The 13,253-nt window shown below is 32.2% G+C and carries 12 protein-coding genes; 11 read left to right on the top strand and 1 reads right to left on the bottom strand.

All coding sequences use genetic code 11. The features are described 5' to 3' along the window. Positions 1-72: 72 nt before the first annotated feature. From BK574_RS13105 to BK574_RS13060, 10 genes are all read left to right on the top strand, one after another. On the top strand, positions 73-717 hold the full coding sequence (locus BK574_RS13105; RefSeq protein WP_158211648.1) for a hypothetical protein: 645 nt from the start codon (positions 73-75) through the stop codon (positions 715-717). A 29-nt stretch (positions 718-746) separates the two neighbouring features. Then, complete coding sequence (locus BK574_RS13100; protein WP_078428903.1) at positions 747-2,531, top strand: ABC transporter ATP-binding protein; 1,785 nt, start codon at positions 747-749, stop codon at positions 2,529-2,531. 155 nt (positions 2,532-2,686) lie between these two features. Then, the gene (locus tag BK574_RS28430) at positions 2,687-3,262 is read left to right on the top strand and encodes an acyltransferase family protein (protein ID WP_238458016.1); all 576 of its coding nucleotides are present in this window, start codon (positions 2,687-2,689) and stop codon (positions 3,260-3,262) included. A 593-nt stretch (positions 3,263-3,855) separates the two neighbouring features. Further along, positions 3,856-4,893, top strand: coding sequence for a UDP-glucose 4-epimerase GalE (gene galE / locus BK574_RS13090; RefSeq protein ID WP_078428902.1), 1,038 nt, complete (start codon positions 3,856-3,858; stop codon positions 4,891-4,893). Positions 4,894-4,985: 92 nt separating this feature from the next. Continuing rightward, positions 4,986-5,984, top strand: a complete 999-nt coding sequence (locus tag BK574_RS13085) for a glycosyltransferase family 4 protein (protein ID WP_158211647.1) — start codon at positions 4,986-4,988, stop codon at positions 5,982-5,984. 15 nt (positions 5,985-5,999) lie between these two features. Beyond that, a complete protein-coding gene (locus tag BK574_RS13080; protein ID WP_078428900.1) occupies positions 6,000-7,112 on the top strand; it encodes a glycosyltransferase family 4 protein in 1,113 nt (370 codons plus the stop codon). A gap of 35 nt (positions 7,113-7,147) precedes the next feature. Further along, positions 7,148-8,437 carry a protoporphyrinogen/coproporphyrinogen oxidase gene (locus tag BK574_RS13075; protein WP_078428899.1) on the top strand — a complete coding sequence of 430 codons (1,290 nt, stop codon included), beginning with the start codon at positions 7,148-7,150 and terminating at the stop codon, positions 8,435-8,437. A gap of 225 nt (positions 8,438-8,662) precedes the next feature. Further along, positions 8,663-9,064, top strand: coding sequence for a glycosyltransferase (locus BK574_RS13070; RefSeq protein ID WP_078428898.1), 402 nt, complete (start codon positions 8,663-8,665; stop codon positions 9,062-9,064). Beyond that, entirely contained in the window at positions 9,061-9,843 is a 783-nt protein-coding gene (locus tag BK574_RS13065; protein WP_218970577.1) for a glycosyltransferase, read from the top strand. Before BK574_RS13070 ends, BK574_RS13065 begins: the two co-directional genes overlap by 4 nt. After that, complete coding sequence (locus BK574_RS13060) at positions 9,840-10,667, top strand: glycosyltransferase (protein WP_078428896.1); 828 nt, start codon at positions 9,840-9,842, stop codon at positions 10,665-10,667. Before BK574_RS13065 ends, BK574_RS13060 begins: the two co-directional genes overlap by 4 nt. 71 nt (positions 10,668-10,738) lie before the next feature. Here BK574_RS13060 and BK574_RS13055 read toward each other — a convergent pair whose 3' ends face one another. Next, on the bottom strand, positions 10,739-12,865 hold the full coding sequence (locus tag BK574_RS13055; RefSeq protein WP_078428895.1) for a right-handed parallel beta-helix repeat-containing protein: 2,127 nt from the start codon (positions 12,863-12,865) through the stop codon (positions 10,739-10,741). Positions 12,866-13,079: 214 nt separating this feature from the next. Between BK574_RS13055 and BK574_RS27540 the strand changes: the two genes are divergently transcribed. Beyond that, on the top strand, positions 13,080-13,232 hold the full coding sequence (locus tag BK574_RS27540; protein ID WP_158211645.1) for a hypothetical protein: 153 nt from the start codon (positions 13,080-13,082) through the stop codon (positions 13,230-13,232). The last annotated feature ends 21 nt before the right edge of the window (positions 13,233-13,253 follow it).

The raw sequence follows: 13,253 nt of genomic DNA, 5'->3' as shown, positions 1-13,253 counted from the left end.
GTAGATGCTAATATAACTTTTACAGCAAACCAGTTTTTCTTTAGTAAAAACAATTGGCATTATCATACAAAGATGGTAGAGGAAATCATTAGAAATCCAGAGGTAGTTTATAACGGAAGTATTTTGGAACATTACTATGAAAACTATCAGCCAAATACATTTTATGATTTTTATTTTGTAGTAAACCGTCCTAGAAATATTAGCTATCAAGATAAGATCCTATTGAAACAGAATATTAATCAATATAATAATAACAGTCCTTGGAGTGATACTAGAAAAATAGTTAAGTTAGAACAAGCTCATGAACATGGATTAGCTAGAAAACATGGTATACAACATTATGGACCGGTGTCCAAAATAAAGGGTGAATTAGAGTTACAAAGGTTGAAGAAAGTCTTTTTATCCATAGACAAGAATGGATATAATCCTAATGATTACAATGGTCACATTAAAGGACACTTTATTAAATATAATGATGATTATCGCTTTTTAATAACCAATGGAATCCATAGAACAGCGGTTTTGTGTGCGATGAATAAAACTAAGATACCTGTTGTGTTCGAACCAAATTTTCCAAGAGTGCTAGATTTTAATGACTTAAAGAACTTTCCGCAAGTTAGAAATAGGGTATTCAGTGAGCAATTGGCTGAACAGATTTTCTTAAGCTATTTTAAAGATAATGGAACACGTAAAGCTAAGAAGTTGGGTTTGTTATAATAATTTTAGATTATAAAGGTGTGGCTAAAGTGAGGGAGACAATAAAAAAATTAATAGTATTATTTAATAAAAAAGAAAAAAAACAATTTATAATGTTATTTGCATTAATGATAATAGCAGCTATATTTGAAACTCTAGGTATAGGAATGATTGTTCCGTTTGTTGGGATTATTACTAATCCCGAAATTATCTATGAACAAACTATTCTCTTATATTTATACGAAACTCTTAATTTTCAGTCCCCAGCTTCTTTTATAATATTTTCTGTTATAGTGTTGTTATCTATTTTTGTCATAAAAAATCTATATTTATTATTATTTTATTATATCCAATTTAGAATTATATTTAAGCAACAGGTTAAGCTGTCTAAAAAATTATTTGCAGCTTATTTAACTAAACCCTATACTTTTCATTTAGAAAGAAATTCAGCGGATCTACTAAGGAATGTTAATGGAGAAGTTCCAAAAATTTTTCAAGGTATAATCTTATCTAGTTTTCACCTTCTTACAGAAATCCTTGTGGTAATTTGTATATTAACTCTATTATTAATAGCTGCACCTATAGCTACTCTAACAGCTTCTTTTTTACTGATATTAAGTGTTGTATTATTTTTTAAAGTATTTCGGAATAAAATAAATAGTTTGGGAATTGAGCAACAAAAAGTTGGCGGAGCTATGATTAAATGGGTTAATCAAGGATTAGGAGCAAGTAAAGAAGTAAAAGTTTCTGGCAGAGAAAATTATTTTATTAATTCCTATACAAACAAAAGTAAAATACAAGCTAAAAATAACTCTTATATGAAAATGCTAGAACAGATACCTAGATTATTTATTGAAACTATACTTGTATCAATAATATTTATTACGATGATTGTAATAATATTTCAGGGAACGACTACAGCCCAAATAGTTTCAACTATGGCACTATTTGCAATGGCTGCATTTCGATTAATGCCTTCTATTAACCGTATTATCACAATGATTACTACTATTAAATATAACCAACCAGCCTTGAAGGTTGTTTATAATGATTTAATAATAAATACTGGCATAGAACATGAAGAAGAGTCAGAAATATCTAGTAATGAAATTGTTAATAATAAGAATGGAAATAGATATTTTAATAAATCTATTCAATTAGTTAATGTTTCATTTCGCTATCCGAATCAAAATGAATATTCAGTAAATGACGTCTCATTAAGTGTTCCAATTGGACATTCAGTAGCTTTTATCGGTGAGTCAGGTGCTGGAAAGACAACTATTGTCGATATAATTCTAGGGTTGTATGAACCAGAAAAAGGAAAGGTATTTGTTGATAATAAACCATTAAATAGTTATGGTGAACTATGGAAGCGAAAAATAGGCTATATCCCACAAAATATTTTTTTAACAGATGATACTATCCGTGGTAATGTTGCATTTGGAATTAACATGGAGAGTATCGACGATGAGCAGGTTTGGGATGCATTGGAACAAGCACATTTAAAAGAGTTTGTATTGTCCTTACCAGACCAATTAGATACCCATGTCGGTGAAAGAGGAGTAAGACTTTCGGGAGGACAACGCCAACGAATCGGAATTGCTAGAGCATTGTACCACAATCCAGAAATCTTATTTATGGATGAAGCTACTTCTGCACTAGATAATGAAACAGAAAAGGAAATCATGAAGGCAATAGATGGATTAAAAGGAGAGAAAACATTAATTATTATCGCACATCGATTAAGTACGATCGAAAATTGTAATACTGTCTTTAAAATGAGTAAAGGAAGACTTGTTTCAATAGAAAATAATTCAGAAAAAGCAATATTGTAATTATGTTAAAAGTATAAAGCCTCTTTTTATAGAGGCTTTTTTGATGCTTTGATGCTTAAAAAAGAGACATTGGAGTGGTTGTATCTTTTGAATCCTAATTATATCTAAAAAAAACTCTGGTATTAAGTAAAAATAAGGAAGCGTGAGGATTTACTATGGAACTTTCAAGAAGTGATTCAAAAATGCTCAAAGGAGTTGCTATATTATTAATGGTATTGCTCCATCTTTTTACAAGGAAAGATGTTAATGGACTATATGAAACTTATCCAATGATTAATGAAGTTCCATTGGTTTATTATATTGGTTTATTTGGAGATGCTTGTAGGCCGATCTATTTATTCTTAACTGGTTATGCTTTCTTTATTTTTATTAATAAAAATAAAGGGTCAGTACTTAATAAAAATGTAAGTCGTATATTTAAACTATTAATTAATTATTGGATTGTACTTTTTCTTTTTGTTTCAATTGGTTTTATAGTAGGAAAAGGTGATAGTTTTCCAGGAAGTTTAAGTAAATTTTCACTTGACTTTTTTGTGATTACAAACTCTTATAATGGTGCATGGTGGTTTTTACAAATATATATAATCATAGTGTTACTATCCCCACTTTTAATTAAAGTTGTCAATAAATATAGCTGGACTATTTTACTATTATTTTCAGGAGCTATTTATTTAGTTAGATCCAACGTTGGAAATATGTTATTGATTTTGGTGATAACTTTGTTGTTTTAACGATAGTAAAAACCATAGTGTTATTTGGTACCTCACAATTTTCATTTATAGTAGGAACTATATTTGCAAAAGAGAAAGTTTTTTCTAAGACTGTTCATAGGTTAAATAATGTATCCTTTAAAAATACGTTATGTTACGGGGGGATTATATCTTTAGTTATTTTACACAGTTTTTATGAATCTGCAATTATCGCTCCTATTACTGGCGTTTCACTCATATTTATGTTTGTAATTATGAATAAAAGTATTTGGGTTGAGAAGGTTCTGGTTTATTTTGCCAATCATTCAACAAATATCTGGTTAACCCATATGTTCTTTTATGAAACCATTTTCACAAGTTTAACTTTTGCTCCTAGATATCCAATCTTAATCTTTGTATGGTTATTGATATTATGCATTATTTCATCCTATATTATTAACGCAATGTATAGACCACTAATAAAACTTTTTGAAAGTAAAGTACCACTAAGACAAAATCAAAATCAACGGAATGTTGGTTAATAATCACTTAACTAATCTAGAAACATCTTATCAATTTTTGAGGTGTTTTTATTTTGTTCACAAAAAATAAAAAATAGAAAAGGGGTAACATTTATGAAGGTTTTAGTAACAGGTGGAGCAGGATATATTGGGTCCCATACATGCGTAGAGCTACTTAACGCTGGATATAAGATTATTGTTGTTGATAATTTATCCAATAGTAAGCTAGTTGCATTAGAACGAGTTAAAGAGATTACTGGAAAGGAGTTAGAATTTTACAATGTAGATCTACTAGATAAGGTGGCATTATATCAAGTATTCTCTAATCATCGAATTGACGCTGTTATTCATTTTGCGGGTTTGAAGGCAGTTGGAGAGTCAGTTTCTATTCCTCTAAAATACTATCATAACAATATTACAGGGACACTTAACTTATGTGAAGTAATGCAAGCGTTTGGCGTCAATCGTATGGTTTTTAGTTCATCGGCAACGGTTTATGGTTTACAAGAAGATGTTCCGTTTTCAGAAGAGATCCCTTTACAGACGACAAATCCATATGGAAGAACGAAATTAATGGTTGAGGAGATTTTGCGTGATTTGTATGTCTCTAATCAGAATTGGAGTATTGCATTGTTACGCTATTTTAATCCAGTAGGTGCTCATCCAAGTGGTTATATTGGGGAAGATCCGAGTGGGATTCCAAATAATCTTTTGCCTTTTATTACTCAAGTAGCCGTAGGAAAGTTATCTGAACTAAAAGTGTTTGGAAATGACTATGATACTCATGATGGGACAGGAGTGAGGGATTATATTCATGTGGTTGACCTAGCTATTGGTCATATAAGAGCCCTTGAAAATGTATTGAATACTGCTGGTGTAAAAGCATATAACTTAGGGACTGGAACAGGGTATAGCGTATTAGATATGATCAATGCATTTGAAAAGGTGACAGGAATAGCTATTCCTTATCAAATTGTCGATAGGCGACCTGGAGATATCGGAACTAGCTATGCGAATCCTACCAAAGCCAATAAAGAGTTAAAATGGGTTGCACATAAAGGAATAGAAGAAATGTGTAAAGACGCATGGCGTTGGCAATCATATAATCCAAATGGTTTCGATACAAAAGTTAAACATAAAGCACTTAAATAAAAAGCGTATATTAAAGAAGCGCTGAGGAGGAAAGACAATATAATAGATATCACTAGTTTTTTACATAGGAAAATATGGAGACTAATATGTTCATGTATGCACTAGCACTTATTATAAGTTTTATTTTAGTGTTAATATTTACTCCAATTGCAAGAAGGGTGGCTTTTATATTTAATATAGTGGATAAACCTGACAACGTTTTAAAGACTCATAAAAAGGTTACACCATATTTGGGTGGTGGGGCAATTGCCTTTTCAATCATATTTACATTGTTCTTAATTACCCATATTCACCAACTTGTTATAGAAAAAGAAATATATACTATTCTAATGGGTTGTATAATCATAATTATTTTAGGATTTATAGATGATATTATGAATATTGGACCTTTTAGGAAAATCTGTGTTCAAAGTTTAGCTGCGCTGGTCGTTATTTCAGCAGATATAAAAATTAGCTTTACTAATTTTGAAATTCTTGATGTTCTAATAACAATTGTATGGATTGTCTTTATAACTAATACGTTTAATTTAATTGATATTATGGATGGATTAGCAGCTGGTATTATAGTAATTTTATCACTAGTTTTATCTATAATGTTTTTACAAATAAATGCAATAGTTCCTAGTATCCTACTTTTAGCTTTGACGGGTTCGTGTCTAGGATTTTTAAAGTTTAACTTTAATCCAGCAAAAATCTTTATGGGTGATACCGGAAGTCTATTCTTAGGATTTTTATTAGCATCTATCAGTATTCTATTGTTCAAGGGAAATACTGATCCACAGTTCCACTTAATTATTTTTATTATTTTTGGAATACCGATTTTTGAAACAATCTTTGTATCTATATTACGTATTCAAAATGGCCAATCACCATTCAAGGGGAGTAAGGATCATTTTGCTTTACGAATGGTGAGATCAGGATTAAGCGTAAAGAGAACGGTAATAATTACGTATCTATTCACCGTATTATTAGGGATAATTTCCATATTTGTTTTTTACTTTAATGAACTAGCCTTTTATTTTATAGGGATAATTTTATTAGGGTTTATACTCATAGGTAAGTACTTGGCTAAAGTTGATATGGATATTTGAAAGGAAGATATAACAATGGCTAAAATTGTATTCATTGCTCCGTATGCGAAATTTTATATTAATTTTCGTTGGGAATTATTGGAGACATTAGTTCAAGAAGGACATGAGGTAATTGCAATTGGGCCTAAGGAGGGTTGTTATACTGAATTAAATTCTATTGGTGTTTACTATAAAGAAATCCCTTTAAGGAACACAGGAATAAATCCAGTAATTGATATTTTCACTATAATTCAAATGATAAGGACACTAAAAGATATTAAGCCTGATGTGTTAACTTGTCTTGCCATTAAGCCAGTATTGTATGGCTCAATTGTAGCTCGTATTCTTAGAATAACAAATGTGAATCTAACGATTACAGGGCTGGGCTATGCTTTTACTGGTACTAACTTTAAAAGAAAAGTATTGTTCCCTCTTATAAGGGTTTTGTATAAGTTAGCTTTAAGCAGAAGTAAAGTTATCTTTTTTGAAAACAATGATGATTTATCGGTCTTTAAACAATTAAAATTAGTGGGTAATAGCAGTAAATCTATAGTTATTAATGGGTCAGGTGTAAATGTAGATAAATTTTACCATAAAACAAATTATGAAGGTAAACTTGTTTTTTTATTAGTTGCTAGATTATTAAAAGATAAAGGAATAGAAGAGTTTGTTGAGGCAACAAGAAAATTAAAAAGGAAATATCCTTCGGTAATTTGTAAAATTCTCGGTCCTTTTGATGAAAATCCAACTGCAATAAGTATAGAAAAGATAAGTTTATGGATTAAGGATGGAATTATAGAATACCTAGGAGAAACAAATGATGTACGCCCCTACCTTTTAGTATCTAGTGTATTTGTTCTTCCTTCCTACCGCGAAGGCACTTCAAAAGCAACCCTTGAAGCGATGGCAATGGGTTTACCTATAATAACAACGAACGCACCTGGTTGCAAAGAAACTGTTAAACATAAAGAAAATGGCTTTATAGTACCAATAAAAGACGCTGAAGCACTTGGAAACGCAATGGAAAAGTTTATATTATACCCTAATTTGGTTAGAGAAATGGGTATTAAGAGTAGAGAACTAGCAGTTGAAAAATATGATGTTCGAAAAGTTAATGCTGTTATTAAAAAGAATATGGGATTAAGGTAAATTCATCCTGCAAGCTAAGGTGGGTGGAGGTGTGTATGAATAAAAAGACATATGTAATCGGAGCAGGTGTAACGGGCTTAACTTTTGGAAAGGTTTTTGGTAATGAGGTTAATATTTTAGAAGCACATGATAAATTAGGTGGAAAAGCACTTTCATACAAAGTTGAAACTAATGTGGGGAGATTTGGGTTTGATCTAGGTGGACACTGGTTTCATCATAAGAATGCACCTGATACAGTGAAGTTGTTAAAGGGCTTACCACTTGAAAGACATAAACGCTTAGCATATGTATATTTGGAAAATCAATTTCTAGATTTTCCAATCCAACAAAGCTATAAAAACCATTCCAATTTAGAACAAGTCAAACGTATTGAAAAAGATTTTAAATTTATTGAAGAAAATGATAATCAGTCCTTTAACAATTATAACGAAATGTTAGTAAAATCTTACGGTGAAACGTTATATCATTGGTTTTTTAGAGATTATAATATAAAGATGCTCGGAGTTCGAGATTTGTCATTAATTGACGTTGGAAGGTTAGAAAAGGTAAGAAACTTCAGGGTAAAAGACGGTGAAAAAGATTATAACAGTGATTTCCTATACCCTAAGGGAGATATTGGTGCTAAAGGTATCCCTTTAATTTTATCTAAAGGCTTAAGTGTTACTTATAATAATAAAGTAAACCAAATTAACCCTTTTAAAAAGGTTATGGAAATTAATGATAAAGAAATTCCTTGGAACAAAATAATTTCAACAATGCCATTACCTTCTTTAATAGAAATACTATCGGATGTAGATCCAGAAATTGTGCAATTATCAAACAAATTAAAGTCTAGTAGGGGTTTTATAATAAATTTAGGAGTAAAACGTTTGCCATTCCATTCTAATAAGAGTTGGGTGTACATACCAAGTCTAGATTATAGTTTTTATCGTATTGGATTTTATAGTAATATTCAGCCATTACTAGCTCCAGAAGGTTATGTTTCTATGTATGTAGAATGTTCACCATTATTTTTTACAAATAAGGAAGAGGCATTAAATTTAGTACCTAGGGTCATTGAAGAATTAATAGAAATTGGGTTTTTAGGGGGAAAAGAAGATATAGTAACTAGTCGTCCCATTTATTTAGAGCATAATTATTGCCTTCCTAATAGTAGGGCAAGTGAAAAAATTAGAGAATATTTAAAATCATTTGGAATATATAGTATTGGAAGATATGGTACCTGGCACTGGTCAAGTCAACATGAAGATATGCAACAAGCAATAAAATTAGCAAATGAAATAAAAGAAAACTTATACAATGGAAAGATAATAGTAAAATCATAGTTTGAATTATTTTCCAATTTTTTTCACTTTAAGCATTATTATAAAGTAACTATTATGATTACATTTTGCCAATGGTATAAAAAAATACAGATTGGTGTGGATAATAGTGGTGCTAGTAAAGTTCAATGGACACATCTTAGTTAAGTTTTAACTTCATATTAAGGCTCATAAAAATAAATAGCTTAATATATCATTTAAATTATAAGCTAATGGTTGGTGTTAGTAATGCAAAAGAAAAAAATCTGTGTTGTTACTACAACATCGATCACAATAAAACCTTTCCTAATCGAACAACTCCAATTTTTATATCAGAATGGTTATGATATTACGGTGGTTTGTGATTATGATAAAAAGTTGAAAAGAGAACTGCCTCATTATATTCATTATAAACCGATAAGGATAAGAAGGGGAGTTGATGGCTTAGGTGCATTAAAAAGTATGTATCTACTTTATCAGCTTTTTAAAAAAGAGAAGTTTGATATTGTCCAATATTCAACACCAAATGCGGCATTCTATGCATCGTTTACATCATGGATAACGAGAATACCAGTACGCTTATACTGCCAGTGGGGAATACGATATGTCGTGTCGGTTTTAAAGGTTGGCGTAGAAAGTTGTTTAAGATGATTGAAAAGGTAATTTGCTCTTTTTCTACTATAATTCAACCCGATAGTTATGGAAATCTTCAATTTAGTCAAAAGGAAAAGCTTTATACATCAATGAAAAGTAAAGTAATCGGTAACGGTAGTGCAAATGGAGTCAATCTCACAAAGTTTGATAGTGGTTATAAGAAACGTTGGGGTCGAGAAATTCGTCAAAAATATTATCTACTACAAAGTGATATTATATTTGGTTTTACAGGAAGAGTAACGAAAGATAAAGGAATTAATGAACTTATAGAGGCATTTCAGGTTCTTTCCAAAGAGTTCAACCATGTTAAACTATTAATCGTTGGCCCGAGTGAGAATTATGGTATAGATTCGGGTTTATATGATTGGTCCAAGCAAAGTCATTCCGTCATTTATTGTGGGTATACAGATCAAGTGGAGAAGTATTACGCGGCTATGGATGTGTTTGTTTTACCAAGCTACCGTGAAGGTTTTGGCACCGTTGTTATTGAAGCGGAAGCTATGGGGGTGCCTGTGATAGTATCTGATATTCCTGGACCGACTGATGCGATGGTAAAAGGACAAACGGGATTGGTCGTACCAAAAGGTGAAGTAGAACCATTAATAGAGGCTATGAGTAAAATGTTAAATTCTTCACTTCGAAGTGAGATGGGAAATAGAGCAATCATGTTTGTACGTGAAAATTTTGAACAAAAGACACTATGGCACCAAATTCTCAATGATCGAAAACAACTTGTAGCTGAGTTGGAGAACGGAAAAAGGGAGGTTTCCCTATGACCATACAGCCGAAAGTATCCATTATTATGGGCGTATACAATGCAGAGCAGACATTGAGTGAAAGCTTAGATTCATTATTAAACCAAACATACACGAATTGGGAATTAATTATGTGCGATGATGGTTCATCGGATGAAAGCTACGAAATCGCAAAGCAATACGAAAAGAGATATTTGTATATTAAGTTAGTAAAAAATGAACAAAATCTTGGGTTAGCTACGAGTCTTAACCGTTGTCTAAAATATTGTACTGGCGACTATATTGCAAGGCAGGATGCAGATGATCGTTCCCTTCCTACTCGTATTGAAAAAGAGGTAGAGATATTATATCAGTATCCTCAATATGATATTGTCAGTACTGGGATGAGATTTTTTGATGAAAAAGGTACATGGGGTGAGATCCGCCTTATTGAAGAGCCAGTGGCAGCCGACTTCATTATTCAATCTCCTTTTTGTCATGCTCCATCAATGGTCCGTCGTAAAGCTCTATTAGCTGTAAATGGCTATGATGTTTCTAAAAAGACCTTACGAGTAGAAGATTATAACCTCTGGTTTTGGATGTATGCAAACGGTTCTAGAGGATGTAATATAATCGAGCCTTTATATGAAGTACGGGATGACCGTCATGCCATTCATAGAAGGAAATATTCATTGAGAGTCAAAGAAGCTTATGTTCGTTTCACAGGTTATAGGATGTTAAGTTTACCAAAGTCCTCTTATGTATATGCTTTACGACCACTTATAGTAGGTTTACTACCAGCGAGTGTATATAAATTTCTTCGCAAGCTTAGATACATGAGACGCGAAAAAATAGTCGCCAAATAAACGTGTAATCGTCTAAGTGTATTTTACAAAAAAAGCTGCTGACATATTTAATCAGCAACCTTTTTTGCTAATTACTTTTGAGTATCTATATTGATAGCTAAATCATTTTCCTTTAAATCAAGTGTTGCATTATAAAGTACATTTCCTTCTATGATATATGGTGGAGCATTTTCACCAGAATAAATCGTAGAGATCCCTTTGTTTTCAAGATTTGATCTAATGGTATTTTTTCTTATTGTTAGATCTTTTACTTCATAGGGTTCATCTTTTGTCCAATAGGACCCTACTCTAAGTATTTCTAAATCCAAACGTTCCATATGGTGTGCATTAATGTTATTGTTTTCCAATTCAACTTTTTTAGCAGATGTTATCGTGATTGCATGCGTATCACCTAATGCATTAAATTCAGAGTTTGTAATAGCCACATGATCAGGAATGCCATGAACACTATTGATACTAAACCCACCATGTCTAGATTCAAAAACACAGTTATCAAAGATATACTCTCCAGAGTTGTTAACCGCAACTGATCCATAGATCGTGTCATTTTCAGTAGCAGAAAACTTGCAATTTTTGTAAGTGCCTCTTGGAAGTTGAGTCCGATTATAGCCAACGACTTTTATATTTTCAAAAACACTTCCATCACTTGCATTACCAGACAAACTATCTAATGCAGCTTCCCCAGTAATTGTAATATTTTTAAGGTGGATTGGATTTTTGTTTATCCCAAATGGGGTGTGCATTTTTTTTGTATTATTGACCGATATGTTCGAAGCTTCTATGCCAAATGGTTTTGCGCTTGCTAAATTCACAAGTGTGTCTGTAAAGGTCATACCGTCAATTACTAGGTCATATCCTAAAAAAGCTGCTAATCCATCATTCATTTTGTTATCACGAAAGGTAGCATGATTGTATGCATAGATTTTTGTTCCATCGAAATGATTATTGTTTATCTTTGCATATTTAAACGGCTCTGAGATGGCTAAACCGATCGCCCCTTTAGAGGCAAAATGATTATTCTCTACTATAGCATTTCGACCATCATATAGAATCAGATCGTATTTGGCGTTATTATAAAACTGGTTCTCTTTAATATGGATATTATCATTTAAGTTGTACCCAGCTTCTAAATCAATTCCCGACTCAGGTGCAGCACCACCCATATTGTGAAACTGACTATTTGTAATCAGGACATCTTGAGCTCCGCCAACCGTAATGCCTTGCCTACGGTTATGGGCAAATTCAGAATTTTTGACGGTTATTTGTTTAGACACACCTTGCATCCAATATTCTAAATAAATATCGTCTGGAACCTCTGGCATTGGAAATACCGCATGAAAGTAAGCTGCTTCCTCAGGTATTGAGGTTAATCCCCATCCTACTGGTGTATTTGATTCTCTGCTGTCTTGTTTAGATAAAAATGTGCCATCTTCTTTATAAAAGTAAGCAATATATCCAGAGCTACCCTCAGGCATATTTTGTTGATGGATAAATTGGAACGTTCTTTGAATATCGAAGTAAGGATGTTCGATTGGAAGATTTGTTAGTCTCGATTTTGTTGGGTCATTGATCAAATGACCTTCTGCATCGACACCACCTGATTCAAAATGGGGTGCATAAACATCTTGAATTAAAGTCCCCATTTTACCGATGGACATGCCATCCCCTGTGAAGTTGATTGCTTTCACGTTTTCCAACGTAATTTCAGATGCCCCACTTATAATAATTCCATAGCCATGCTCATGAGTTCCACCGTTTGAATAGTCATGCGTATCTTTATCTCCTTTATATGTCCCCCCTTTTAAAGTTACATTTTCAACACCAGGTCCAATGTGAAGCAACTTATAAGAAGAATAGTCATTTGTTTCTTTTTGCAGTATAGCGTTGTCATCTAACCAGAATGTGATGTTTGAAACCATTTCAATATGACTATCTTTGTCTATTAGATAATGTCCTTCAGGGACTTTGAACACCGTATAATCGTTTTCACTTGCCCATTGAAGTGCGTCATTGATCCCATTAGTGGTTTCGATAGGGTGAGAACCATCGTTGTATATGTTCCACTCTTTTAAGTCTAATTCATAGGTTGTTTCTTGTTTTCCTAAAACTGATAGAAGTGCTAGTTGACCGTCTTTATTTTGTACAGATAAAAAGAAGAACAAAAAACATGTGAATACAAATAGAATGATTTTTTTCATTTAGATTACATCTCTCCTAATTAGTATTAAAGGGCATTTGATTTTGATTTACCAATATTTATCGTCAATTTAATAAAGTTGACATTTTCAGTATAGGTAGGTCTCCTTAGTAATAAACTTTCTGACATAAATTCAGTTCAAGTAGTAAGGAGCACAAGAAATTGAGTTTTTATTTAATATAGATAAATTAAGAGGTACATTGGAGGTGCAAAAAATGAAGTTTGGAAATGAAATTAGAACCTCTATTCCATCCGATACTACAAAAATTGATGGAGGCACTTTCATAACGATTTTGATAGATGGTGGGGACTTTTTAAGTGACCCAACATTGACAATAAGCGGAGGGAATTTTAACGAGTCGACTTAAAACGAGAGTGTGGGAATTAAA

The sequence above is a fragment of the Alkalihalobacterium alkalinitrilicum genome (genome assembly GCF_002019605.1).
Classification (GTDB): Bacteria; Bacillota; Bacilli; order Bacillales; family Bacillaceae_F; genus Alkalihalobacterium; species Alkalihalobacterium alkalinitrilicum.
Note: the sequence above shows the minus strand (reverse complement) of the source record. Positions and strands in the feature narration are given on the sequence as shown.

Excerpts from the sequence above, each read along its gene's own strand:
- BK574_RS13070 (WP_078428898.1), top strand. The coding sequence starts at position 8,663 with ATGCAAAAGAAAAAAATCTGTGTTGTTACTACAACATCGATCACAATA.
- BK574_RS28430 (WP_238458016.1), top strand. The coding sequence starts at position 2,687 with ATGGAACTTTCAAGAAGTGATTCAAAAATGCTCAAAGGAGTTGCTATA.
- BK574_RS13060 (WP_078428896.1), top strand. The coding sequence starts at position 9,840 with ATGACCATACAGCCGAAAGTATCCATTATTATGGGCGTATACAATGCA.
- BK574_RS13055 (WP_078428895.1), bottom strand. The coding sequence starts at position 12,865 with ATGAAAAAAATCATTCTATTTGTATTCACATGTTTTTTGTTCTTCTTT.
- BK574_RS13080 (WP_078428900.1), top strand. The coding sequence starts at position 6,000 with ATGGCTAAAATTGTATTCATTGCTCCGTATGCGAAATTTTATATTAAT.
- BK574_RS27540 (WP_158211645.1), top strand. The coding sequence starts at position 13,080 with ATGAAGTTTGGAAATGAAATTAGAACCTCTATTCCATCCGATACTACA.
- BK574_RS13075 (WP_078428899.1), top strand. The coding sequence starts at position 7,148 with ATGAATAAAAAGACATATGTAATCGGAGCAGGTGTAACGGGCTTAACT.
- galE (WP_078428902.1), top strand. The coding sequence starts at position 3,856 with ATGAAGGTTTTAGTAACAGGTGGAGCAGGATATATTGGGTCCCATACA.
- BK574_RS13065 (WP_218970577.1), top strand. The coding sequence starts at position 9,061 with ATGATTGAAAAGGTAATTTGCTCTTTTTCTACTATAATTCAACCCGAT.
- BK574_RS13105 (WP_158211648.1), top strand. The coding sequence starts at position 73 with ATGGTAGAGGAAATCATTAGAAATCCAGAGGTAGTTTATAACGGAAGT.
- BK574_RS13085 (WP_158211647.1), top strand. The coding sequence starts at position 4,986 with ATGTATGCACTAGCACTTATTATAAGTTTTATTTTAGTGTTAATATTT.